19 protein-coding genes and 1 pseudogene are annotated in these 23,382 nt (G+C 60.3%); 9 read left to right on the plus strand and 11 right to left on the minus strand.

All coding sequences use genetic code 11. The features are described 5' to 3' along the window. The first annotated feature begins 87 nt into the window (after positions 1–87). On the plus strand, positions 88–813 hold the full coding sequence (locus B348_RS1000000132285; protein ID WP_371105909.1) for a methyl-accepting chemotaxis protein: 726 nt from the start codon (positions 88–90) through the stop codon (positions 811–813). A gap of 77 nt (positions 814–890) precedes the next feature. Here B348_RS1000000132285 and B348_RS0121710 read toward each other — a convergent pair whose 3' ends face one another. From B348_RS0121710 to B348_RS0121720, 3 genes are all read right to left on the minus strand, one after another. Continuing rightward, complete coding sequence (locus B348_RS0121710) at positions 891–1,382, minus strand: DUF4019 domain-containing protein (RefSeq protein WP_017738151.1); 492 nt, start codon at positions 1,380–1,382, stop codon at positions 891–893. A 296-nt stretch (positions 1,383–1,678) separates the two neighbouring features. Further along, positions 1,679–2,131, minus strand: coding sequence for a hypothetical protein (locus tag B348_RS1000000130530; protein WP_017738152.1), 453 nt, complete (start codon positions 2,129–2,131; stop codon positions 1,679–1,681). Between the two features lie 143 nt (positions 2,132–2,274). Then, a complete protein-coding gene (locus B348_RS0121720) occupies positions 2,275–3,363 on the minus strand; it encodes a hypothetical protein (protein ID WP_017738153.1) in 1,089 nt (362 codons plus the stop codon). Between the two features lie 26 nt (positions 3,364–3,389). Here B348_RS0121720 and B348_RS1000000131630 point away from each other — a divergent pair, with 26 nt between their 5' ends. After that, entirely contained in the window at positions 3,390–3,827 is a 438-nt protein-coding gene (locus tag B348_RS1000000131630) for a hypothetical protein (RefSeq protein WP_157356544.1), read from the plus strand. Between the two features lie 704 nt (positions 3,828–4,531). On the opposite strand, the gene B348_RS1000000131185 is transcribed toward B348_RS1000000131630, so the two are convergent. The 5 genes from B348_RS1000000131185 to B348_RS0121740 form a co-directional block, all read right to left on the minus strand. Then, positions 4,532–4,852, minus strand: a complete 321-nt coding sequence (locus B348_RS1000000131185) for an STAS-like domain-containing protein (RefSeq protein ID WP_081609274.1) — start codon at positions 4,850–4,852, stop codon at positions 4,532–4,534. Further along, complete coding sequence (locus B348_RS1000000131635) at positions 4,849–5,388, minus strand: hypothetical protein (RefSeq protein ID WP_157356545.1); 540 nt, start codon at positions 5,386–5,388, stop codon at positions 4,849–4,851. Before B348_RS1000000131635 ends, B348_RS1000000131185 begins: the two co-directional genes overlap by 4 nt. 120 nt (positions 5,389–5,508) lie before the next feature. Then, positions 5,509–6,129, minus strand: a complete 621-nt coding sequence (locus B348_RS0121730; protein WP_017738155.1) for a dTMP kinase — start codon at positions 6,127–6,129, stop codon at positions 5,509–5,511. A 50-nt stretch (positions 6,130–6,179) separates the two neighbouring features. Beyond that, positions 6,180–7,496 (minus strand): LLM class flavin-dependent oxidoreductase, encoded by a 1,317-nt coding sequence (locus B348_RS0121735; protein ID WP_017738156.1) that lies wholly within the window; start codon positions 7,494–7,496, stop codon positions 6,180–6,182. A 23-nt stretch (positions 7,497–7,519) separates the two neighbouring features. Continuing rightward, positions 7,520–8,476 carry an ABC transporter substrate-binding protein gene (locus B348_RS0121740; protein ID WP_017738157.1) on the minus strand — a complete coding sequence of 319 codons (957 nt, stop codon included), beginning with the start codon at positions 8,474–8,476 and terminating at the stop codon, positions 7,520–7,522. 255 nt (positions 8,477–8,731) lie between these two features. Here B348_RS0121740 and B348_RS0121745 point away from each other — a divergent pair, with 255 nt between their 5' ends. The 4 genes from B348_RS0121745 (at position 8,732) to B348_RS0121760 (ending at position 15,537) form a co-directional block, all read left to right on the plus strand. Beyond that, positions 8,732–10,297: an efflux transporter outer membrane subunit gene (locus B348_RS0121745; protein ID WP_026136971.1), complete on the plus strand. Its 1,566-nt coding sequence runs from the start codon at positions 8,732–8,734 to the stop codon at positions 10,295–10,297. Between the two features lie 16 nt (positions 10,298–10,313). Continuing rightward, positions 10,314–11,492, plus strand: coding sequence for an efflux RND transporter periplasmic adaptor subunit (locus B348_RS0121750; RefSeq protein ID WP_026136972.1), 1,179 nt, complete (start codon positions 10,314–10,316; stop codon positions 11,490–11,492). A 9-nt stretch (positions 11,493–11,501) separates the two neighbouring features. After that, on the plus strand, positions 11,502–14,552 hold the full coding sequence (locus tag B348_RS0121755) for an efflux RND transporter permease subunit (RefSeq protein WP_017738160.1): 3,051 nt from the start codon (positions 11,502–11,504) through the stop codon (positions 14,550–14,552). 115 nt (positions 14,553–14,667) lie between these two features. Further along, on the plus strand, positions 14,668–15,537 hold the full coding sequence (locus B348_RS0121760; protein ID WP_017738161.1) for an oxaloacetate decarboxylase: 870 nt from the start codon (positions 14,668–14,670) through the stop codon (positions 15,535–15,537). A 79-nt stretch (positions 15,538–15,616) separates the two neighbouring features. On the opposite strand, the gene B348_RS0121765 is transcribed toward B348_RS0121760, so the two are convergent. From B348_RS0121765 to B348_RS0121775, 3 genes are all read right to left on the minus strand, one after another. Continuing rightward, entirely contained in the window at positions 15,617–17,917 is a 2,301-nt protein-coding gene (locus tag B348_RS0121765) for a TonB-dependent receptor (RefSeq protein ID WP_017738162.1), read from the minus strand. Positions 17,918–17,995: 78 nt separating this feature from the next. Further along, entirely contained in the window at positions 17,996–19,105 is a 1,110-nt protein-coding gene (locus B348_RS0121770) for an aryl-sulfate sulfotransferase (protein ID WP_017738163.1), read from the minus strand. A gap of 61 nt (positions 19,106–19,166) precedes the next feature. Then, positions 19,167–20,138, minus strand: a complete 972-nt coding sequence (locus B348_RS0121775; protein ID WP_017738164.1) for an ABC transporter substrate-binding protein — start codon at positions 20,136–20,138, stop codon at positions 19,167–19,169. A gap of 98 nt (positions 20,139–20,236) precedes the next feature. On the opposite strand from B348_RS0121775, the gene B348_RS0121780 reads away from it, so the two are divergent. The 3 genes and pseudogenes from B348_RS0121780 to B348_RS01000000130220 all read left to right on the plus strand — a co-directional run. Then, positions 20,237–21,271 carry a GlxA family transcriptional regulator gene (locus B348_RS0121780; protein ID WP_256204491.1) on the plus strand — a complete coding sequence of 345 codons (1,035 nt, stop codon included), beginning with the start codon at positions 20,237–20,239 and terminating at the stop codon, positions 21,269–21,271. A gap of 331 nt (positions 21,272–21,602) precedes the next feature. Next, positions 21,603–22,925 (plus strand): OprD family porin, encoded by a 1,323-nt coding sequence (locus B348_RS0121785; RefSeq protein ID WP_017738166.1) that lies wholly within the window; start codon positions 21,603–21,605, stop codon positions 22,923–22,925. 65 nt (positions 22,926–22,990) lie between these two features. Next, positions 22,991–23,368 (plus strand): annotated as a pseudogene (locus B348_RS01000000130220) (RidA family protein); the annotation flags it as partial. Between the last annotated feature and the right edge of the window lie 14 nt (positions 23,369–23,382).

Genomic DNA, 23,382 nt, shown 5'->3' on the forward strand with positions numbered 1-23,382 from the left:
GGCGTCAATGGCAAGAGCGAGCAACTGAGCCATGGCTGCCATGAAGTGGCCGGCAGCAGCCAGCAACAAAGCGCGGCCGCGAGCACCATGGCCGCAGCGGCCAGCGAAATGACCGCCAGCATCGAAGAAATCACCCGCCATGCCGGCCGCGCACTGGCGATGGCCAACCAGGCTGAAACCCTGGCCAAGGACGGTGGCCGGGTGATCCACCAGGTCGTCAGTGACATGGATGGCATCGCCCGCTCGGCGCAGCAGTCGGCCCAGGTTATCCGCACGCTGGACAAGGAGTCGGAGGCGATCTTCAGCATCATCCAGGTGATCAAAGGCATCGCCGACCAAACCAATCTACTGGCCCTGAACGCCGCAATCGAGGCCGCCCGCGCCGGTGAACAAGGGCGCGGCTTTGCCGTGGTCGCCGACGAGGTCCGCAGCCTGGCCGGGCGCACCAGCGCATCGACCCAGGAAATCGCCAGCATGGTCGGGCGCATCCAGCAAAACACCCGGGAAGCGGTGACCAGCATGGAGGAGGGCGTGGCTCAAGTGGACAAAGGCATGGCCGTGACCGCCGAAGTCGAACGGGCGATCCGCGAGATCCTGCAAGCCACGTTGAACACCACGGAATTGGTGAACGACATCTCCCGCACGATTGGCGAGCAGAGCCTGGCCAGCAATGAGATTGCGCACCAGGTGGAGATGATTGCGGGCATGTCGGAGAGTAACAGCCGGGTGATTGCAGCGACGGCGTCGACGACGGATGAATTGTCGTCGTTGGCGGGGGAGCTTTCGCAGTCGGTGGATCGGTTTCGTTTGTAGGTTGGGGCTTAACATATAACTAAACTAAATGACTATTTAGTTTAGTTATAATTATATTGAATATCAGAGCAGGCAGGTCAGGGCGCTTTCTTGTCCCTGTCACCGAGGCTGAACAGGCGTTTGTTGACGGAATAACCGGCCACACGCCATTGGCCGTCATCCTCGCGAAGCACCACTTTTTCTGTTGCGGGCCCGCCGCTGAACGTGGTGACACACTCAACCACCGCATAACTGCCAGCCGGTGCATCTGGCATCTGGGTAGTGAAACCGATCTGTGCGGAATTACGCTCCACAAACGTACCGAGCCCAACACGCATGGCCTTGATCCCATTAGTCCAGACCGTCTCGGAAGTCGTCGCCTTGAGCAGAGGACTGGCAACCGGCCAAGTCTGATCGACACTGCCTGAATCGAGCAGCCGTAAAAACTCGACCGTAGCGTTGAACACATCGCGCTGTTGTTGTTCGGTGGCCGGTTCGGACGCAATGACCTTGGGTGGGTTCTTGTTGAAGCTGACATCACAGCCCGACAACAGCAGCGAAGATAAAAGCACAGCGGCGAGTTGCTTCATGCAAAGCCTCATGAGGTGATGGCGTCCGTGAAGCGAGTAAAGATGAGGATTGCGGGGGTTGCCATTGGTAGAGGGAAAATAGGCTCTGCGAGATTTGAAATCTGGCCTGCCACGACCCTGATGGGCGTATATGGTATTACGCATAATGTATATTATGTTAAATGTAGTATCTACTATTTACACAGCCGACCGTCCAGTGTGACTATCGCTTAGGAGACATTTGCATAAAATCCCATTTCCAGAAAATTCAATACTTTGATTGCCAATGCTAGTCTTCTCTCACGTTGCCCTGTCACCTAACACTCAGACGGCACCAGGTCACTCAGAAATCCATGAAAGCATTCATTCAGCGTGATAGCGCATTGTGAAAACTCATCTGCAGTATTTCTGATCTTGTCCACCGTCCAGAGCTCGCCAGCCCTAAAAAGCTTGGACAAGCCATCAGCAGCGTCCATACCGGGCCTCCCATGCACGAGGCCATTGCGTTGATCGACTAGCTCATCAAACCGCAAAGCTGCATTGAGCAACTTGGTTTGGTCTTCACTATCGCTCAACGACCCTGCCAGCGTAATGAAGCGCTTTGCAATGGTACCTGCGGTCTTTGGGTTTAAGGCTGCTAACGCACCAGGCTTGATACGCTCACAGATCAAGACGGCGTTCCACTCTAGTATGCTGAACGTGTAGACAGCCTCGCCCAGTGCTTGGGAATAATGCGGATCCAAAGGTTGTCGTAGTCGTGCATTTTCCATATTCGCCTCATGCGCCACTGGCACCATCAAGAAGACATCGCTTGCCCGGAACTCTGGTGCGGACCGAGTATCTGTGCAGCTGCCACGTCTTCTATGGTAATCAGCAACGGGTAACTTTCGAGTTTGATTGACGAGAAGGAATATTAGTAAATTCGCGCAAGCGAATCAGACTCATACTTTTTCCAGTGAACCTCGTTAAAGTCATATGGATTATTAAGGAATCGCTGGATCAAGCCATAGTCTGTAGGTTCAAAATCTTCCTCCAAAATAATCCAAAGCACATGCCTTGCGGTTTGTATTGCCATCCGCTTCTGTTGATTGCTAATTAATAAGCGCCCTATTAGCCCTTTTAATATTTTTGCTTTACTTCCTGCATGAGAGTCTACACACATAAGCCTCCAGCTTACTTCAGACTCAATCCGTCTCATCGACTCAGCAAATTGACCAATATTATCAAACGAGAACAAATCCTCACCGGTCACAAGCTTAAATAACAACAACCCCATAGCCCACGAGTCGTATTTGCGAACCTCCAGCCCCCAGCTTTTCCAATCTACAAACGTCTCAGGAGGGAGATTGTAAAAAGAGTTCGTGATCTCACGCCCTGTCCCGTTGCGAATAGTCACCATGTCGGAACTAGGCTCTTCATAGCCATAATCCGAAGTGCTACAGGACTGCCCCCAATCACAGATTATTGCTTTATAATCTGGACAAGACGTCGTCAAATCAACTGCTTCATCCAGCAGTATCACATTGCCCGGGTGGAGATCACGGTGCGTTGTATATACGCCATAGTATTCAGACGCGCCAAACACCCGGTATGCGATTAAAAGCCTATCCGATATCGTGCTTTGCTTCCAATGCAGGTCAATCCAATCCGACAGCAGCGTACCATGTATTCTCTCTGTAATAAGATACATTACTCGTCCACCCAAAACTTCACCATGGGAGATATATTCTGGGGTCTTTTTTATTAGCTGATTCCATCCCGCTCGCCCTTTAAGAAAGGTGGCCTCGTTACGAAATCTAGCTTTTTCTAATTCAGATCTTGGGAAAACTATCAGTTTTATGAAGACCTCCCTGCCCGTCTCCTCATCAATACCAAAAAAAGCTGTAGAGCTCTTGCCACCCGAAACTTCTTCTAGGAGCCTGTACCTTCCTTCAAATAGCTGCAGGCCAAATTTTACGAAAAAATCATTTATATTTACATCGCTCTCTGATTTCGCTATCATATTTCACATTTTTATTTGGGTGCATAATGCCAACACTATTCCGCGGCTTTTCCCAACGACTCGCCACACCAGAACAAAGCAATATTTTTTACCACATTCCTCGAGCCCCGAGAAATACTGATTTGAGAATTCACAGAATCGCTGATGCGTGGTTTTTTGAGGCTTTCGGGGTGCGCGCAAGGAGCAGTGCATTGATCTGCTCAACAGATTTTAGCCAAGCAAATTCTTATGGAGCTACCTATCGAATCTATCCTGACGCACCCGCCGTGATGATCTATAGCTCCTCGGTAAAGGACTTTCATGAGCTTGAAAGAGACTTAGGTGAGCATAATGAATCAAACATCATAAAATGGTTAACTCAAAAAAATTTCAAAATGGTAAGCAGTAGCGAAGAAATTGACTCTAAGCTCTTGGGTGAAGTTATGGTGATTTGCGAAACTTATAAGGCACTGCCTCGCACCTAGCCTTTTCTCGCTCGATACTAGGAAATCTGTTACCAAAGGGTGTCCATCGGCTGTCTCGAGCTACTTTAGCGGATTCTGACAAGCAGCCTCCACGTATCTGTTAATACATAAATTATCTCGTAGACACTCGTTAACTCCCTACGCCGCAGCCTTCGGCAACCCAGCCTTCCACACCCACTCTGTCACGAGCCTTTTACGTTGAGGTAAACGGCCCGTCCGTGGGGGCCATAAGACTTAATCCTTCATCGTTAGACGCATCCTGTAATCCCGCCTCCGGATTGCGAATAGCTCTGCCTTAAGAAGCTCCGCACAAGTCAGAATTTCCGTGGCCTGTGAGTTGCCTGCGATCCGAGAACCAGGAAAGCTACCACCCGTGCAAGCACGCCCGAACGTTACCAAAGCCTGATTTACTGCATTCGTATCATAACCTGGATAGTCTCTTTCCATTGATCCCACAAGGGTTGAAAGCCGGGCTTTTAGTCCGATAATGTATGTCGGACTTACTTTCAAACCATCACTCGGCTCTATGCCCTCCCACCACATGCAAGAGCACTCGGCAAAATGGTCAATCAAAGAGAAAGCTTGCTCCAATCTTTTGGAGTAGTCGGCTGAAAACGCTGTCCATTTCGACCGAATCGAAGTTATCCAGGCTCCAAAGAGCCCACCGACAAGTGCAACTACAACTGCTTTTATCAACTCATTCATCATCTGGTCTTTTCTGAGCGTTCTATAAGATCCCATATTTCATATTCAATTAACTTGTCTTTCACGTCAATTGACAGCCTTTCTCGTAGCTCATTTGTGGTGAAGCCATGCTCTCTGACCAACCCCCCAAATACTTCCTCTGTCCATGATGTAGGGAATCCAATAACGCCATTTAGATCAAGAACAATTAATTGATGTTGCTCCAAAGCAGGAATTAAGTGATCGCATCGAAATTCCTCTGCACTATTGCCACCATCTTTTCTGTACCTGCTAAAGGGGTATTTGGTGTAGTCGAGCAATTTCAGTATGAAAAAATTCATAGCGCGCCACCGGTCCAGCGGACACACATTTGCACTATAGTCCCGTCTCTATAGGGACTATCGATATAATCAATTTTTTTTGTGTTTGCCCTTAGCGAGCAATTTCCGCTGGCAATTACCAACGAATGCAATTGCCCTGTATGAACGGCTTTTACGAGCTCCTGAAAACCTTTGCCTCGATGTGCTATACGAGAGTTTATGTTCAGCGCTAGTTTTATAGCATCGAGATCCGAATAGACTTCGGGGTGTCGCCGACTAATCGATCCCATGATACCCTGCCCGTCATCAGAGATCGATATATAAAGGAGGTCGTCTTGTTGTGATACGCTCAATCGCCAATCTACAAACCATGTTGGGCGATGAGCAGCATGCTGATATACATTGCTAACTATTTCAGCAATATGACTATAGCTAGAGTGAAATAGCTGTTCGAGACCTTTATCCTTAAAAGCACTATCAATGGATCGTAAATCGACTTGCAGCTGAGTAGATTGTTCCAGTTCTATCAAGCAAGGGTATTCGCTCGCAAGCTTCATTCAATCGTCCTTTTCAATACCCATAGAAGCGATTTCCACGCCCATCCAGCATCACTATGCCATTATCTAGATTCCGCCACTACCTTAGGTGACCGCAATCGGTTCTCAGGGGCAGAAACGTCAATCGAATGCGTGCCAGGCCGTATAGATCTCAGCAATCACCTCCATCACCGCCTCCTCAACCCGCCCCTCATTCCGACACAAAACCCACCCCTGCTCCCCAACCACCCTCTCAAATGCCTCACTACAAGCCACCTGCTCCTCCAACCTATAAATCACCGTACTCCCCAACCCCCGCCCTCGCCCCGCCGCTCTCGCCCATGAAATCTCAGGGTCCGTCACCACCCCCACATGCAAATCCGGCACCCGCACCCCTCGATCCAGATTCAACTGCAAAATCTGCGCAAACGGCACCAACCTGCGAAACGCCGCATCCGACGGGTACCAACGATCAATCAAGATAATGCTGTCAGCCGGCTGCTTGACCAGCACATTCTCGGAGATCCAAGCCCGACTCTCCGCCAGTCGCTCACACACCGCCCATTCCAACGCCCGGCTCGGATCTCTGGCGAGCTTGTTCACCAGCGCCATGGTTTCCCCCCTGAAGGGATCACTCTTTTTCTCACACAGGCGGATAACCTTCTTGCCCTGGGCCCGCAGTTCTCGCGTAACCGCCTCCAGCAACGTGGTTTTCCCGGTCCCCTTGGGCCCATCAAGCGCAACAAACAGCGGACGATTCATGCGGCAAACAACAAGTGGAAAATTGGCGCCCACTCTACCCCGATTTCTGCCTAGCCGAACCGTGGAATTGCCAACCCCAGGCTTTCGCGCAAGGTCGTGCCTTCATACGCCGTGCGATACACCCCACGCGCTTGCAGCAACGGAATGACTTCCTGCGTGAACCGGCTGAACTGCTCCGGATGCCCTATATAGATGTTGAACCCATCCACCGCCCGCGCCTCGAACCAATCGGCGATTTTCTGCGCGACGGTCTCCGCCGAGCCCACGAACGCGCCCGGGCGCAGTTGTCGGCCAAACTCCACCGCTTGGCGCAAGGTGAAGCCTTTCTCCCGCGCCTGATCGGCAATCCGTTTGGCGGCGGTGAAAAAGCTGCTGCGCGCGGCCTCCAAACTCTCCTGGGGAAACGGCGCATCCAAATCGTATTGGCTGAAATCATGCCAGCCAAAATTGCGCCCGAATTCCTTCAGTGCCAGTTCAAAACTATGGTCGACCTGATGGTAATGCTGCTCGATTTCCCGCGCGTGGGCGTCGCTGTCCCCCACATAGATTTCGGCGCCGGGCATCACCAGTAACTGTGATGGATCGCGGCCGTGTTGCACCGCCCTGCCCTTTATATCCCGGTAAAACGCCTGGCCCTGTTCGATGCTCGCAGCGTGAGTGAAGATGACGTCCGCCGTGGCGGCGCCGAGGTCGCGGCCTTGCTCGGAGTCGCCGGCCTGGAAGATCACCGGCTGGCCCTGGGGCGAACGCTGGATGTTCAGCGGGCCGACCACCGAGAAATGCTCGCCTTTGTGATCCAGGCTGTGCAGTTTGCTCGGGTCGAAGAATTGGCCGGTGGCGCGGTCACGCACAAAGGCATCGTCTTCGTAGGAGTTCCACAGTCCTTGCACCACTTGCACGTGTTCGGCCGCGCGGCCGTAGCGTGTGTCGTAGTCGTAGTGCTCGTCACGGCTGTAGTTGCCCGCTGTGCCGGCATCGCCGCTGGTGACGACGTTCCAGCCGGCGCGGCCTTTGCTGATGAGGTCGAGGGAGGCCAGTCGCCGTGCGACGTTGTACGGCGAGTTGTAGGACGTCGTCAGGGTACCCACCAGGCCCAAATGCCGCGTGCTCACCGCCAGTGCGGACAGCAGCGTCAGCGGTTCCAGGCGATTCAAATAATGAGATGGCGAGCCCGGCGTGATGAACTGGCTGTCGACAATAAACATCAGGTCGAACAGTGCCGCCTCGGCCTGGCGGGCGATGTCGATGTACCAGTCGACGTTGACGCTGGCATCGGCCGGCAATTGCGGGTCAAGCCACAGGTTGTGCCGGCCCGGGCCGCCGCAGCCCATGGTCAGGGCACCAAGTTTCAGCTGTCGTTTGCTCATGTGTGGGGTGTTCCTTGCGGCGTTCAGGGCAGGGTTTTGGCGACGGCGGGCTGTAAGGCGCCGGCAAAGGAGGCGTCGAACAGGCTGGCGGCGGCGTAGGACTTGACCAGGCCTTCACTGGCGAAAAAGTCCACGGTCTTTTGCGCGTCCACCGGCGACTGGGCGGTGACCGGTTCTACGGTCGTGCGCGCGCGGGCAAACCAGGCGCGGGCGATGTCGGCGTCGGCGCGGGTGCGTTTGGCCCAGGCATCCGCATACGCGTCGGCGTTGGCCGGGTTCAGGCGTGTCCAGTCGCGGGCTTTTTTCAGGCGTTGCAGGAAATCGCTGATCTGCGCGCGTTTGGTGTCCACCGCTTTGCTATTGGCGGCGATGTAGCTTTGGGCCGGGATCAAGCCGTCAGCCGTTGCCAGCACCCGCGCGCCTTGGCGTTCCTGCTGGGTGACGTAGGGTTCCCAGGTGGCGATGACGTCCACCGAGCCGCCTTCCAGCGCATGGGAAGCATCCAACGCACTGAGGTAACGGAACTCCAGCGAATCCCGAGCAACCCCAGCCTTGTCGAGTGCGGTCAGCAGCAGTTGTTGGCTCCAGGAGCCTTTCCAGATCGCCGCGCGCTTGCCGGCCAGGTCCGCGAGGCTATGGATCGATGACTCCTTTTTCACCAGGATCGCCACCCCCTCGAGATTCTGCCGAGTGACGGCAATCACCTTAATCGGCGCGCCCAAAGCCCCGAGGAACAGCACCGGCGCATCGCCGAGCAAGCCGATATCCAGGCTGTTGGCGTTCAGCGCCTCGGCCACCGGCGAACCGGCGGTAAATTGTTTCCACTCCAGGGTATAGGGCAGGTTGTCCAGCACCCCCGCCGCCTCCATGACGGCCTGGGCGTTGTAGCTCTGGTCGCCGACGGTCAGGGTCTGCGCCTGGGCCGTCAGGCTCAGCAACGCGCCAGCCAGGGCCGCCGCCAGTGTTGTCAGGTAACGCACATCAATCTCCAGATGCCTTCTCGGGCAGGTCAGGTCGATCCGCGCGCGCGGTCTCGGCAGTATTCACAAGGTGGGCTACGATGAGGCCAGGAACGCGCCGTGTAAAATACCTATAATGCATAACGTAATTCTATAATAATGCGCAGTATGCATTTTCATTATCGGCGTACCCCACGGCACATTGCGCAGTGCCCGGCACCACCTACACTGATTTGAACCCGGTTTTCCCCGTGCCCTTTTCAGCGAGCCCGCCTGATGCAGATCGGCCTCCCTCGACAAGCCTCTCGCCTGGCGCCCTTGAGCCTGTTGTGCCTCGCCCTCGCCGCCTGCACCGTCGGCCCTGATTTCCAGCGCCCCGAGGTGCCCGCTGGCGCGGGCTATACAAAAGAAAACCTGAGCAGTACCGCCAACGCCGACATCGACGCCGGCGGCGCCGCACAACGGCTGGTCGCCGGCCTGGATATCCGCGGGCAATGGTGGACGCTGTTCCGCTCACCCGCACTCAATGCGTTGGTCGAAGAAGCCTTGCGCGCCAACCCGGATGTCAGCGCCGCCCAAGCCGCGTTACGACAAGCCAACGAGCTGGTCTACGCCGATCAGGCGTCGCTGTTTCCCTCCGTCAGCGCCAACGCGTCGAAAACCCGCGAGAAACTCTCCGGAGTGCAGACCGGCAGCCCGTCGTCACCGATCCTCACAATCAATTCGGCGTCATTGAGCGTGTCCTACGCTCCGGATGTGTTCGGCGGTACCCGCCGGCAAATCGAATCCACCACGGCGCAGGCCGAGTACGAACGCTTCCAGCTGGAAGCGACCTACCTGACCTTGACCGCCAACGTGGTCAACACCGCGATCAACCTGGCCTCCGTGCGCGATCAGGTCGCCGCCACCGAAGAAATCATCCGCCTGCAAAGCGGCCAGCTCGATCTGTTGCAGGCCCAGCGCCAGCTCGGCGCCATCGGCAATACCGACGTGCTCACCCAGCAAACCAGCCTGGCGCAAACCCGCGCGACCTTGCCGCCGCTGCAAAAGCAGTTGGCGCAAACCCGCAACCAGCTGATGGCCTACCTGGGCCGGTTTCCCAACCAGGACCGTGGCGAGGCGTTCAACCTCGCGTCCCTGCACTTGCCGCAGGAATTGCCGGTCAGCCTGCCCTCGGCCCTCGTCGGCCAGCGCCCCGATGTGCAATCGGCGCAGGCGCAGTTGCATCAGGCCAGTGCCTATATCGGCGTGGCCGTGGCCAACCAGCTGCCGCAGTTCAGCATTACCGGGTCGCTGGGTTCCACGGTGGCCAGCGGGACTCAGCTGTTTTCGGCCGGCACCGGCGTGTGGAGCCTGGCCGGGGCGATTGCCCAACCGATCTTCGATGCCGGCGCGCTGGAACACCGCAAGCGCGCCGCCGTGGCCGCCTATGACGAGTCGGCCGCGCGCTATCGCGGCACCGTGCTTATCGCGTTCCAGGATGTGGCCAACGCCCTGCGCGCCCTGCAAGCCGATGCCGATGCGCTCAACCAACAGGTGGTGGCCGAGCGCTCGGCGCAAGCCAACCTGGACCTGGTGCAAGCCCAGTTCAAGCTCGGCGCCGTGGCCTATATCAACCTGCTCACGGCCCAGCAGACCTACCAGAACACCGTGCTGGCGCGGGTGCGCGCGCAGGCGGCGCGGTACAGCGACACCACGGCGCTGTTCCAGGCCCTGGGCGGCGGCTGGTGGAACCGCAGCGACGTAGACCCCGCCACCGCAGGCCGCCCGGACCGCTTCGGCCTGCCCACCTGGCAAGAACTCCGGCCGGCCCACACGGCGGCGACTGAACCGACTCCTTGATACAGCGAGAACCCCCATGGCCGACGTCCAGACTGCCTCTCCCCTGCCCCCGGCCCCGCGCAAGCGGCGGCTGTGGCGGCCCATGCTGATCATGGTCGTGGTGGTACTGGTGATTGTCGCGATGATTGCCGGGGTGAAATTCGTGCAGATCTCTGCGCTGATCGCCCAATCCAAACAGCCCATGCCCGCTGCCGTGGTCACCGCCCTGCACGTGCCGTTGGAAGACTGGCAGCCCAGCGTCACCGCCGTGGGCTCGATCAAGGCCGTGCGCGGCGTGGACGTGACCACCGAAGTCGGCGGCATCGTGCGCACAATGGGTTTCAAGCCCGGGCAGGAAGTGGCGGCCCAGGCGCTGCTCGTACAATTGAACGCCGACTCCGACATCGCCCAGTTGCACGCGCTGGAAGCCACCGCCGACCTGGCCGCCATCGTGCTCAAGCGGGACAAGGCGCAACTGGCGGTCAACGCGGTGTCCCAGGCCCTGGTGGACAGCGACACCGCCGACCTGAAGGCCAAGCTCGCCGCCGCCGAACAACAACGCGCGCTGGTGGAGAAAAAGTCCATCCGCGCCCCATTTGCCGGGCGCATCGGCATTACCGGCGTCAACCCCGGCCAGTACCTCAACCCCGGCGACAAGATCGCCACGCTGCAAACCTTCGATCCCATCTACATCGACTTCACCGTGCCGCAGACCCAACTGGAAGCCATCGCCATCGGGCAAACCGTCGCGGTGACGGCGGACGGCCTGTCCAATCAGACCTTCACCGGGCGCATCACGACCCTCGACACCCAGTTCGATGCGACCACGCGCAACGTCACGGTCGAAGCCACCGTCGCCAACCCCAAGCAAAGCCTGGTGCCGGGCATGTTTGCCCGCGCCGTGGTCAACGCCGGCAGCCCGCAGCGTTACCTCACCGTGCCGCAGACCTCGGTGACCTACAACCCTTACGGCACCACCGTGTTTATCGCCACGGCGAGCAAGAACGACAAGGGCGAAGAAGTGCTCACGGCGCAACAGACCTTTATCAAGACCGGCCCGACCCGTGGCGATCAAGTGGCGATTGTGTCCGGGGTGAAGGAAGGCGACCTGTTGATCACCAGCGGCCAGATGAAGCTGAAAAATGGCTCGCCGGTGAAGATCGACAACAGCGCCGCGCCCTTGAACGACCCCGCCCCGACTCCCCAAGAACACTAAGGGTGCGCCATGAAATTTACCGACACCTTTATTCATCGGCCGGTCTGGGCCGTGGTGGTCTCGCTGTTCATCCTGATCCTGGGGCTGCGCTCGATCTTTGAATTGCCGGTCAACCAATGGCCGCGCACGGAAAACACCGTGGTCACGATCACGACCGCCTACTACGGCGCCGACGCGTCCACCGTCGCCGGCTTCATCACGCAGCCGCTGGAGTCGGCGATCGCCCAGGCCCAGGGCATCGACTACCTGTCGTCTTCCAGCATCACCGGCGTGTCCACCATCACCGCGACCCTGCGGCTGAACTATGACGCCAGCAAGGCGCTCACCGAGATCAACACCCAGGTCAACTCGGTGAAGAACCAGTTGCCGGCGCAGGCCCAGGAACCGGTACTGACCGTGGCCGTCGGGCAAACCACCGACGCCATGTACCTGGGCTTCTACAGCGACACGCTGCCCACCAACAACATCACCGATTACCTGGTGCGCGTGGTCAAGCCCAAGCTGGACTCGGTGCAGGGCGTGCAAACCGCCGAGATCCTCGGCGGGCGCCAATTCGCCCTGCGCGCCTGGCTGGACCCGGACAAGCTGGCGGCGCACAACGTCACCGCGCAGGATGTGGCCACCGCCCTGGCCAACAACAACTACCTGTCCGCCGTGGGTTCCACCCGTGGGCAAACGGTCACGGTGGACCTCACCGCCGGCACCGACTTGCACACGGTGGACGAATTCAAGCAGCTGGTGATCAAGCAAAAAGGCGATGCCCTGGTGCACCTGGAGGACGTGGCCAACGTCACCCTTGGCGCCGAAAGCTACGACAGCAGCGTGGCGTTTTCCGGCAAGCGTTCGGTGTTCATCGGTATCAAGGTGGCGCCCAGCGCGAACATCCTGACCGTCGCCGACAGCGTGCGCGAGGCCTTCCCCGAGCTGCAAGCGCAACTGCCTGCGGGCGTGCGCGGCGAGATCGTGTATGACTCCACGGCCTTCATCAACACCTCGATTGTCGAGGTGGTGAAAACCCTGGCCGAAGCCATGGTGATTGTCTCGGTGGTGATCTACCTGTTCCTCGGCTCCTTCCGCGCAGTGATTGTGCCGCTGGTGGCGATCCCGCTGTCGCTGGTCGGGACGTTTTTTGTGATGTACCTGCTGGGTTACTCCATCAACCTGCTGACCCTGCTCGCCCTGGTGCTGGCCATCGGGCTGGTGGTGGATGACGCGATTATCGTGGTGGAAAACGTCGACCGGCATATCAAGGAGGAAGGCAAAGGCGTACTGGAGGCCTCGCTGGTGGCGGCGCGGGAGCTGGGCGGGCCGATCCTGGCGATGACCGTGGTGCTGGTGGCCGCCTACGTGCCCATCGGCCTGCGCAGTGGCCTGACCGGGGCGCTGTTCAAGGAATTCTGTTTCTCCCTGGCCGGGGCGGTGACCGTTTCCGCCGTGGTGGCGCTGACCCTGTCGCCGATGATGACCTCGCGCCTGTTCAAGCCCGGCCAGGAGGAAGGCCGCTTCGCCCGGCGCCTCGACGGTTATTTTGACTGGCTGCGCGGGCGCTATCACCGCATCTTGTCTGGAGGCCTGGATATCTGGCCGGTGCTGGTGACCTTTGGCTTTGTCCTGTTCCTGCTGGTGGCCGCCAGCGGCATGACGGCCAAGAGCGAACTGTCGCCCACCGAGGACCAGGGCCTGGTGTTCATGCAGATCAAGGGCCCGCCAACCGCCTCGCCGCAGCAGATGGAGCGCATTGCCGACCAGGCCTTCCAGATCGCCAACAAAGAGGCGGAATACGCGCAAATGTTCCAGCTCACCGGCCTGCCAGCGCTCAACCAGGGCTTGGGCGGTGTGCTGCTGAAGTCGTGGGGCGACCGTACACGCTCCCAGGCCGAGCTGATCCTGGACTTGCAGCAAAAATGGAACCAGGTGCCGGGCGCAACCATCGCGGCGTTCCCATTGCCGTCACTGCCCGGGGCGCAAGGTTTACCGGTGCAGTTCGTGATCACCACCACCGACTCCGTGGAAAACCTCAACGAAGTCGCCCAGGCCGTGATGGCCGAGGCGCAGAAACAACAGCTGTTCTGGTTCGCCGACATGGACCTGAAACTGGACAAGCCACAGGCGCGGCTGGTGGTCGACCGGGAAAAAATCGCCGCCCTCGGCATGACCCAGGCCGACGTCGGCGCCGCGCTGTCCGCCGCCTTGGGCGGCAACTACGTGAACTACTTCTCCACCGCCGGGCGCTCGTACAAAGTCATTCCCCAGGTGTTGCAGGTGGACCGCCTCAACCCGGAGCAGATTCTCGACTACTACATCCGCACACCCGCCGGGGCGATGATTCCGGCGCGCACCGTGGCGCATATCGAAACCTCGACGCAGCCGGAGTCGATCAACCACTTCCAGCAACTCAACTCGGCGACCCTGGCCGGCGTGAGTGGCGTGGCCCAGGGCGAACTGCTGGGCAAGCTGAACGCGATCCTCAACAGCATCGCCCCGTCGGGCTACACCTCGGATTTCGCCGGTGAATCCCGGCAGTTCATCCAGGAATCCGGTGGTTTTGTCGGCCTGTTGCTGTTTTCGATCCTGATCGTCTACCTGGCGCTGGCCTTCCAGTTCGAGAGCTTTCGCGACCCGGTGGTGATCCTCTTTTCCGTGCCACCCGCCCTGTTTGGCGCGCTGGCGTTCATCACCATGGGCTTCGCCTCGATCAACGTGTACACCCAGGTCGGCCTGGTGACGCTGCTGGGCTTGATTACCAAGCACGGCATCTTGATCGTGCAATTCGCCAACGAACTGCAACGGGCCGGCCGCAGCAAACGTGAGGCGATTGAAGAAGCGGCGGCGGTGCGCTTGCGCCCGATCCTGATGACCACCGCCGCGATGGTGCTGGGCGTGGCGCCGCTGGTCTGGGCCTCGGGGGCCGGGGCTGCCGGGCGGCATGACATGGGCCTGGTGATCTTCAGCGGGCTGTCGATTGGCACCTTGCTCACGCTGTTTATGGTGCCGGCGATGTATATGTTTATTGGCGCCACTCACTCACACGCTGCTGAAACGGTGCAGCACCCTATGTGAATTGCGCATGGGCCATTCTCAAACGTCATAATCCTACCTTTTCCTACATGGTAATCTCACACGTCCACCCATAGGCATTGATCGTATGCAGTCAATGGCCCCACCAGGAAAGATCATGCCGAAAAAGTCCCACACAGCCCTGCGCCGTCATTTCCGTGAACTGCTGGCAACGCCTGCGTGCGTTGAAACCGCTTCTGTCTTTGACCCGATGTCGGCCCGCATCGCCGCCGACCTGGGTTTCGAAGTCGGCATCCTTGGCGGCTCCGTCGCCTCCCTGCAAGTCCTGGCAGCCCCCGACTTTGCCCTGATCACCCTGAGTGAATTCGTCGAGCAGGCCACCCGCATCGGCCGCGTCGCCCAACTGCCGTTCATTGCCGACGCCGACCACGGCTACGGCAACGCCCTCAACGTGATGCGTACCGTCGAAGAACTTGAGCGTGCCGGCGTGGCCGCGTTGACCATTGAAGACACCCTGCTGCCGGCGCAATTCGGGCGCAAATCCACCGACCTGATTTCCATCGAAGAAGGCATCGGCAAGGTTCGCGCCGCCCTGGAAGCCCGGGTTGACCCCGAGCTGTCGATCATCGCCCGCACCAACGCCGGCGTATTGCCCACCGAAGCCGTGATCGAGCGCACCCTGGCCTATCAAAAAGCCGGTGCGGATGGGATCTGCATGGTGGGCGTCAGCGACTTCGAACACCTGGAGCGGATCGCCGAACACCTCACCGTGCCGTTGATGCTGGTGACCTACGGCAATCCAAAGCTGAACGACGCGGCCCGCCTGGCCAGCCTTGGCGTACGTGTGGTGGTGGCCGGTCATGGCGCTTACTTCGCGGCGATCAAAGCCACCTACGACAGCCTCCGCGCCCAGCGCCAGCTGACCCACAGCACTTCCAACCTCAGCGCGACCGAACTGACGCACACCTACACGTTGCCCGAGAACTACGTGGCGTGGGCGAAAGAGTTCATGGATGTAAAAGAGTAGTCCTTACCTGCCAGGTAAGCGGTGAATGCCCTCCTACTGCCTTGGGCTCACCGCCACCGTTGGCACGCGTCACCCCCTCTTAAAAGTCATAACGCGCCGTTGCACCCAGCGTCCGCGGAGTGCCCAGCACCCCGGTATACGCGCCGTTTGGCGAGTTCCACAGCGTGGTGTAGTAGGTCTTGTCGAAGGCATTTTTCAGCCATAGCGACACGTCCCATTGCCCATCCCCCCAATTCCCCCGCACCCCCGTAGATACGTTGACCAAGCCATACCCCGGCAATTGGGCTTCGCGCGAATCGTCCACCGTGCCCACCGCGTGGGAGCGCCACGCATAACTGCCGTTCACATACGGCTGCAAGCCGTTATTCAACTGCCATTGATAGCTGGCGCTGGTGTTGTAGATCCATTTCGATGCGCCGACCACCGCGTGCCCGCTCAAATCACAGGCGGCGGGCGCACCCGGGCGCAGGGCGACTTCGGCCGGGCACGGTGCGTCCTTGTAAGACAGGTAGCGCACGTCATTCCATGAACCGTTCACGTTAATCGTCAGGCCCCGCAGCGGTCGCCAACTGCTTTCCAGCTCCAGGCCACGGCTGCGCACGGTGCCTGCGTTGGTCAGGTAGCTGGTGAGGTTGGCGTCATCGTAGGCGTTGGTCTGATAGCCGTGCACCACCGTCCAGAACAGGTTGGCGTTGAGCAGCAGGCGCTGGTCGAGCAAGGTGGTCTTGACCCCCAGTTCGGCGTCGTTGGCACGTTCGCTGCCGATCAACAGCGAGTCGGCCCCGGCCACCGGCGCACTGGCCACACTGAGGTTGACCCCACCGGACTTCTCGCCGTGGGACAACGACGCGTACGCCAGCACGTTCTCGTCCACCTGCCAGGCCAGGCTGGCCAGCGCCGACGGGCTGAAGCTGTACAAGCTCAAGTCCCCGGAGTCATACGTGCCGAGCCGCCCGGCCCTGGCACCCGCCGCTGCGCCCGTGACCGCAGCACCGCCCAGCGGCGCCTTACGCGTGACCTGCGCCAGTTTGCGTTCATAAGTGCCGCGCACGCCAAGGCTGAAATCCAGGCTGGGCGTCAAATGCCAGGTGCCTTGGGCAAACGTGGCAACGCTGTCGGTATCCACCGTGCCATGCCCCACGCTGCTGACATTGTTCAGCGCGCCTTGGGCGGTACCGTTCCAGGTGTCGGCCAGCGGGCCGTAGTCGGTAAACACCGTGTTGCGCATCTCCTGGCGGAAGTAATACGCGCCCAGCACATAGTCAAAGTGTTCGCCCACCGGCGAGGCCAGGCGCAGTTCCTGGGAGTACTGCTGGTCCCGGGCCGATTGACCGACGTTGTGCATGACATCGACGTTCAGTTCGTCATCGTTGCGCGGGGTGAAATCCCACCAGCGATAGGCACTGATGGAGGTCAGCGTGTAGTCGCCGGGCAAGGTCCAGTTGGCTTCCAGCGAGGTACCGCCCTGGAACACCTTGACGCTCTGGTCCGCATCCAGGTTGACACGCCGCCCGCTCACCAGGGTCGCGCCCACGGCGGCGGCGCGCTGCTCGTAGCGGTTGACGCCGTTGATCGTCGGCCCGGTGCTGAACAGCGAACGGGTGCCGGCGCTGGAGTCTTCTTCGTGGTAGTCGGCCACCCAGCGCAGGTTGAAATCCGTGTCTGGCTGGAACAGCAACTGCGTGCGAAAACCCTGGCGTTGCCCGCCGCCGAGGGTGTTGTCGTTGTATTGGTTCTCGACGTAGCCGTTTTCATGGGTGCGATACAGCGCAATCCGCCCGGCCAGCGTGTCGTTGAGCGGGCCGGAAAGACTCGTCTGGGTTTGCACGTAGCCGTCATCGCCCAGTGACGTGGCGAGGCTGCCCTGGGGGGTAAACGTCGGGCGCCGCGTGGTGATATTCAACACGCCCGCCGTGGTGTTCTTGCCAAACAAGGTGCCTTGGGGCCCGCGCAGCAGTTCGATCTGCTCGACATCCAGCAGGTCGAACACCGCCATGCCCGGCCGTCCCAGGTACACATTGTCGAGGTAGATCCCGGCGCTGCCCTCCAGGCCATCGCTGGCCGGGTTGTTGCCCAGCCCGCGAATCGACAGGCTGGATTGGCGCGCATGCATAAACGCGACGTTGACGCTGGGCATCGCCTGCTGCAAGTCCTGCAAGCGATACAGGCGTTGTTCCTCCAGGGTTTGCGCGCCCAGCACGCTCATGGCCACGGGTACGTGCTGGGCGTCTTCGCTGCGCCGGCGCGACTCCACCGTCACCGCTTGCAGCAGGGTGTCGGGTGGCTCGGGTAACGTCTCGGCCGCTGCCGGCAGGCCTTGGATCAGCGCGCAAACGCCCAGTGCAGCCACGCTCAAAGGGCGCGAATAAAGCAGAATCATCGGTGGTTCCTTAAGTCTGGGATGAGTCGATACTTCGCTGCGCGTGGCCTGCGTGAGCGTGATCGTTGCGGGGTTGAATCAGCCGCGCAGCCAGGGAAGGTCCTGACGCTGGTAGCGGTGGGCGCGAAAAATCGCGTTGTTTTCGCCCGGCAAGTAGCGGCGGGAGGACTCGTCGGGGTAGGTGGCGAAGTGCGGGTTGACGTATTCCCACACCACTTCACCGGCCGGGGTGACTTCGAACAAACGCCCGAAGTTGGCCTCGGTCACCAGGGTGTTGCCGTTGTGCAGGCGCTGGGCGCCGCCCATGAACGGCGTGAAGAACGCGTAGCCCGGGGTATCGGCGTATTGCCAGGTGATGCGCTGTTGCTGCGGGTCGATTTCGAGGATGCGCGAGTGCGGCATGCTGATGTGCGGGCGGGAAATACCGTTGTCGAACACCAGGATGTTGCCGTTTTCCAGCTCGCTCGGGCAGTGTTGCTGCGCCACCAGGTCGTGACCGAGACGCCATAGCACCTCACCGCTGCCACGTTGCACGGCAATCACCGACGACACGCTGCGCAGGCTCAGGATGACCTTGCCGTCACGGCCCGGTGAGACCGCATTGGTCATCGGCCAGTGGTAGCGCTCGAACGTCGCGTGCAGGGGGTAATCCTCGGGACGCAGGTGTTCCCAGCTGCGCCACTCCCACACCACCTGGCCCTGGCGGTCGACTTCCTTGACCACATCGGCATAGATCACCCCTCCCGCCGCCTCGCTGCCGGGAATGCCGCCGACCACGCGGGTGGCCAGTTCCGCACTGAGGGGCGCGACGGTGGTGTACAGCAGGTTGCCGTTGTCCAGCCATTGCGCATCGTGGTGGTGCAGCAGGTCGATGTGCTGCCACACCACTTCGCCTTCCGGAGTGACTTCACTGAACGCACCGCCGTGCCACACCGACCAGCCGGGGAACAGCTCCGGGGAGTCCGGGTGGTTACCGTTGTAGCCGAGGTTGCCGTTGGCCAGGATCACCGCGTCGCGGCCCGGGCGTTGGGGCAGCTTCCAGCGGTGGACGACTTCGCCGTCGAGGTCGATCAGGAACACGTTGCCGTCCGCCGTTTGCGGCGCGAACAAGGTGTAGCCGCCGGCGCTGCGGGCGTGGTCGACGGCGATCAGGCCGGTCTTCTGGCGCTTGAGGGTGGTGCTGTGCATGGCTTTTCTCCGGGTGCAGGAAGCCCTGCCGGCGGCACACCGGCAAGGTCAGAAACAGGGATCAGTTGGGTGGCAGTACGGCGTTGAAGCGCGTGTCGAACATCTGCCCGACGTCCAGCGGGCGCGGGATCACCCGTTCGGCGGCGAACAGGTCGGCCAGGCGCTGCTGCAAGGCAATCACCGATGGATCAATCGGCACATAACGCAGGTGCTGGTGGGCGAGCATGTCTTGGACCAAGGCGAGCGGCAATCGCGTGGTCTGCGCGAAGACTTCGGCCCACGCATCCGGGTTCGCCGTGGCCCAGGCCTGCGCGCGGGCGAGCCTGGCGAGCAAATCGCCGGCCTCGGCGGCGCGCTGTGGATCGTCCAACGCCTTGAGGCTCGCCAGGGTGAAGTTCTGCCCGGTTTCCGGCCAGGCGCCGCCGTCCACCAATACGCGAGCGCCACGGGAAGTGGCCTGACCGACAAAGGGATACCACACCGACCAGGCCTCCAGCCGGCCGCTGGCAAACGCGGTTTGCGCGTCGAGCGGGCTGACGTAGGCAATGTTTACATCCCGCGTCGTCAACCCGGCCTCATGCAGCGCCGCCAGCAGCAGGTAGTGGCCGCTGGTGCCTTTGGCCACGGCGACGCGCTGGCCCTTGAGGTCGGCGACACGCTGCACGCTGGAACCTTGCGGCAGCAACAGCGCATTGTTGTTCTGCGCCCCGCTCGCCACGCCAATGATGCGCACATCAAAACCACCGGCCTGGGCAAACACCGGCGGCGCATTGCCGACCACGCCGATATCGATGGCACCGGCGCTCAGCGCCTCCAGCAGCGTGGTGCCGGCGTTGAACGGGTGCCACACCAGCGCGTCCGGCAGGTCCTGGTCTTCACCGGACGCGTGCAGCATGGCCTGGATCAGGCCGCTCTGGTCTCCGACCTTCAGCGCCGCCGACACCGGTTGCACCATCAACAGCGCCGCCAGGCACGCCAACCCGGCCAGGCGGCGCAGTACGGGATGCTTGGCAGCGTCAGGTTTTAGCGTCATTGTCGTGCCCTCATTTTTGCGTTGAACCCAGTATGTCGAGGCTCGCCGTGACGCTCCATGCCAAACACCCCTCCTTTACTGCCACACCGGACAACGGCGTGCGCACGGTCGTCGTGCTGGCGTTCGATGACTTGCTGCTGCTGAACGCGGCCGGGCCGCTGGAGGTGTTTGCGGCAATTCCGCGGCTGTTGGGCGGTGCAGCGCGGTATCGGCTGCTGTTGGCGTCGCCGCTGGGGGGCACGATTACGTCCGTGTCGGGGATTAGCGCCAACACCTTGTCGCTGGAACAGATCGACGTACAGGCGCCGCTGATCGACACCTTGATTGTCGCGGGCGGCCCCGGCATGGCTGCGCTGGAGGCCAACGAACACGCGTGCGCCTGGTTGCAGCAACGCGCTGCACAGATCCGCCGCCTGTGCTCGATCGGCACCGGGGCGTTTGCGTTGGCCGCCGCCGGTTTGCTGGATGGGCGCAAGGTGGTCACCCATTGGAAGTTTGCCGATGAACTGCAGGCGCGCTACCCCAAGGTCATCTGCCAGACCGACGTGTTGTACCTGCACGACAGCAACTTGTGGACTTGTGGCGGCGCCACCGCAGGCATCGACCTCGCCCTCGGGCTGGTGGAACAGGACCTTGGCGCCGAGGCCGCGCTTTCATTGGCGCGCTATTTCACGGTGTTCCTGTGGCGCTCGGGCGAACAGCCGCAGCTGAGTGCCTCACTGAATGCGCAGTCCACGGCCTTGCGCACCGACCGCGATGTGCGCCTGGCGCGCTTGCATGCCTGGATTGCCGGGAACCTCGACGGTGATCTACGGGTAGAACGCTTGGCCGAGCAATTCGGCATGAGCCCCCGGCACTTTGCCCGGGCCTACGTCGCCGCCACGGGCGATACGCCGGCGCAAGCGGTGGAAAGTCTGCGCCTGGAGGCCGCTTGCCGGGTGCTGGCGACTACCAGCGAGCCGATCAAGCGGATCGCCGAAACGGTCGGCTTTGGTCGTGAAGAACGCATGCGCCGGGCGTTTCAAAAACAACTGGGCACCAGCCCGCTCGGTTATCGCACGCAGATGAAGGCTGCGCCGGCCAGCCAACCGCCGTTTCCGATGGGCATCGCCTTACACGGCTTGGCGCACTAAGCCCCTCGACTTAAAACTGTCCCAACGAAAAAATCCGCCGCAGAGTCTGCGGCGGCAACCAAAGGATTTTTGTCGAAGCAGAGCGGCTAAGACAGGTCCCACGCTACACCCCGCGCCGCTTGAATAATGTGAAGTTTAATTAATCGAGTTTCATCCTTTGCCTGGCTGTAGCCCCCGCAAACTGGGCTTAGAATCAACTTCGGCAACCACGCCGAACACAATAAAAATCCGTAACGCCCACCTTGTAAAACTCTGCCGACCATACGTTTTGCACCATTTAAAAAGTGCAGGGTTTCTGCGCGCGCGTTCATTACCCGGGGAAGTGAATACCATGATTAAACAGTCGAGCCTGTTAGCGCTGGCGGTGTGTGCCGGTATCAGTCAGATGGCCTTTGCCGAGTCCGTGACGGACCAGGCGGATTCCAAGGGGTTTATCGAAGGCAGGAGCATTACCGGGCTGTTGCGCAACTACTACATGGACCGCGACCGCCAAAGCGGCAAGGCCGATAATCGCGACTGGACCCAGGGCGCCATGCTCAACTACGCCTCGGGCTTTACCCAGGGCACCCTTGGCTTTGGTGTCGATGCCTACGCCTACGGCGGATTGAAGCTGGACGCCACCCACGCGGACGCCGGCACCGGCAACCTGCCCACCGATCGCCATGGCGACCCGGAAAATGCCTACGGCTCCGTGGGCGCCGCAGTGAAGATCAAGATCTCCAAGACCGAACTGAAATTCGGTGACATGCAACCCACCGCCCCCGTCTTCGCCACCGGCGGCACGCGCCTGCTCCCGCAGACCGCCACCGGGTTCGACCTGACCAGCAGCGAAATCGCCGGCCTCGACCTCGAAGCCGGGCACTTCACCAGCACCAACAGCGGCATGACCAGCAACCATGACCACGATATCTACGCGACCTACGCCAACATCCCCACCAACAGCGCGAGTTTTGTCGGCGGCAAGTACACCTTTACCCCGAACCTGAGCGCCACCTTGTATGCGGGCGAGCTGGAAGATATCTGGCGCCAGTACTACAGCAACCTCAACTACGTGATCCCGTTGCCCCATGACCAATCACTGGCCCTGGACGGCAACCTGTACCGTACCCTCGACACCGGCAGCGCCAAGGCCGGGGCGATCAACAACACCACCTACTCGCTGGCGGCGGCCTATTCGTTCTTGCAGGCCCACACGCTGACGCTGTCGTTCCAGAAGGTGCATGGCGACACGCCGTTTGACTACATCGGCACCGGCAACAACGGCGCCGGCGAAGGCGGCGACTCGGTGTTCCTCGCCAACTCGGTGCAATGGGGTGACTTCAACGGCCCCGGCGAGCAGTCCTGGGGCATTCGTTATGACCTGAACATGGCCAGTTACGGCGTCCCGGGCCTGAGCTTCATGGGCCGCTATATCAACGGTTCGGACATCGATGGCACACACACGCCGGAGCACAGCGCCTACGTCAACGACTACGGCTCGGATGGCGCCCATCACGAGACCGACGTGGAAGCCAAATACGTGATCCAGAGTGGCCCGGCGAAAAACCTGTCGCTGCGGGTGCGCGATGCCATCGTCTCGTCGAATGCCGACCAGGGCGATGGCAAGTTGAACGAGCTGCGGCTGATCGTCGATTACCCGTTTACCTTGCTGTAGTTTGCCCCTGCTGTAGTTTTCAAGGACCATGGCGCCTTTCTTACACCTGCCAATGAGAGGCGCCCATGGCCAACCACGACCTGTCCTACACCCCCGACCCGGATGCCGACTCGATTTCTTCCGACGTGATCGGCTTCAACGGCATCCTCGTCTCCACCCAGATCCCGACCCGCGCCGATGGCAGCCTGGAACTGGGCGACATCACCGCGCAAAGCGAATGCACCCTGCAAGCGCTGAAAGTCGCCCTGGAAAAAGCCGGCAGCTCGATGGACCGGGTGATGCACCTGACCATCTACCTGACGGACATGGCCGATCGGGCGGCGTTCAACGAAGTCTACAAGCGCTTCTTCGCCAAGCCATGGCCGGTGCGGGCGGCAGTGGGCGTGGCGTCCCTGGCCGTAGACGGCATGCGCGTCGAAGTCACCGCCATGGCCGCAAAAGCCCGCTCCCACAGGGA

The organism is Pseudomonas sp. CBZ-4, assembly GCF_000346755.1.
In the GTDB taxonomy this organism is placed as follows: Bacteria; Pseudomonadota; Gammaproteobacteria; order Pseudomonadales; family Pseudomonadaceae; genus Aquipseudomonas.

Coding starts and splice junctions, on each gene's coding strand:
- B348_RS1000000132285 (WP_371105909.1), top strand. CDS start 88: ATGGCCGCAGCGGCCAGCGAAATGACCGCCAGCATCGAAGAAATCACC.
- B348_RS0121735 (WP_017738156.1), bottom strand. CDS start 7,496: ATGAGCAAACGACAGCTGAAACTTGGTGCCCTGACCATGGGCTGCGGC.
- B348_RS0121730 (WP_017738155.1), bottom strand. CDS start 6,129: ATGAATCGTCCGCTGTTTGTTGCGCTTGATGGGCCCAAGGGGACCGGG.
- B348_RS0121765 (WP_017738162.1), bottom strand. CDS start 17,917: ATGATTCTGCTTTATTCGCGCCCTTTGAGCGTGGCTGCACTGGGCGTT.
- B348_RS0121755 (WP_017738160.1), top strand. CDS start 11,502: ATGAAATTTACCGACACCTTTATTCATCGGCCGGTCTGGGCCGTGGTG.
- B348_RS1000000131630 (WP_157356544.1), top strand. CDS start 3,390: ATGCCAACACTATTCCGCGGCTTTTCCCAACGACTCGCCACACCAGAA.
- B348_RS0121760 (WP_017738161.1), top strand. CDS start 14,668: ATGCCGAAAAAGTCCCACACAGCCCTGCGCCGTCATTTCCGTGAACTG.
- B348_RS0121785 (WP_017738166.1), top strand. CDS start 21,603: ATGATTAAACAGTCGAGCCTGTTAGCGCTGGCGGTGTGTGCCGGTATC.
- B348_RS0121720 (WP_017738153.1), bottom strand. CDS start 3,363: ATGATAGCGAAATCAGAGAGCGATGTAAATATAAATGATTTTTTCGTA.
- B348_RS1000000130530 (WP_017738152.1), bottom strand. CDS start 2,131: ATGGAAAATGCACGACTACGACAACCTTTGGATCCGCATTATTCCCAA.
- B348_RS0121750 (WP_026136972.1), top strand. CDS start 10,314: ATGGCCGACGTCCAGACTGCCTCTCCCCTGCCCCCGGCCCCGCGCAAG.
- B348_RS1000000131185 (WP_081609274.1), bottom strand. CDS start 4,852: ATGAATTTTTTCATACTGAAATTGCTCGACTACACCAAATACCCCTTT.
- B348_RS0121745 (WP_026136971.1), top strand. CDS start 8,732: ATGCAGATCGGCCTCCCTCGACAAGCCTCTCGCCTGGCGCCCTTGAGC.
- B348_RS0121710 (WP_017738151.1), bottom strand. CDS start 1,382: ATGAAGCAACTCGCCGCTGTGCTTTTATCTTCGCTGCTGTTGTCGGGC.
- B348_RS0121775 (WP_017738164.1), bottom strand. CDS start 20,138: ATGACGCTAAAACCTGACGCTGCCAAGCATCCCGTACTGCGCCGCCTG.
- B348_RS1000000131635 (WP_157356545.1), bottom strand. CDS start 5,388: ATGAAGCTTGCGAGCGAATACCCTTGCTTGATAGAACTGGAACAATCT.
- B348_RS0121770 (WP_017738163.1), bottom strand. CDS start 19,105: ATGCACAGCACCACCCTCAAGCGCCAGAAGACCGGCCTGATCGCCGTC.